The organism is Nocardia spongicola (assembly GCF_047200775.1).
GTDB lineage: Bacteria > Actinomycetota > Actinomycetes > Mycobacteriales > Mycobacteriaceae > Nocardia.
This window is the reverse complement of the sequence record NZ_JBJZOO010000064.1, coordinates 1-463: the sequence shown is the minus strand read 5'-3', so window position 1 is coordinate 463 and position 463 is coordinate 1. Positions and strand designations below refer to the sequence as shown.

General features: G+C 62.4%; 1 pseudogene. It reads right to left on the bottom strand.

The annotated features are described in order from the left end of the window. Positions 1 to 463, bottom strand: a pseudogene (locus tag ACL02S_RS24210) (hypothetical protein); the annotation flags it as partial.

The following is a 463-nucleotide window of genomic DNA, read 5'->3' as shown; positions in this document are numbered from 1 at the left end:
ATTGTCCGAGCAGGCGACATAGAGTTGCGAACCGCGCCACTCCGGCGGTGAGAAGCACCAGTCCGTGGACATGTCCCCGAAAGCGAGGCGGCCGGTGCGTGGGGTGGTGAAGTCGAGCGGGTTGAACTGTCCTTCCAGTACGGCACGGATGACAGGCGGCGTGCTCATCAGCGGGACGCCGATGATCGAGGCGAGTGCGTGGGGCGAGTTCCACAGGCTGAGGTTCTGCCCGGTGCGAGCGGGTGGGTTGTAATAGGCGATCTCGCGGATGGCGAACGGGTCGCGGACGTCGAAGACCCTGATACCGGAGGAGATCCAGCCGCAGGCCAGTGCGGTCGGATTGTTCGGGCGGTCGGCGGCGCAGTAGTGCGATTCGTAGGCGAAGACGGAACCACCCATGGACGAGCCGATATTACTGTCGATGTTCTGCGGCAGATTGATTTCCAGTTTGACCTTGTTGACT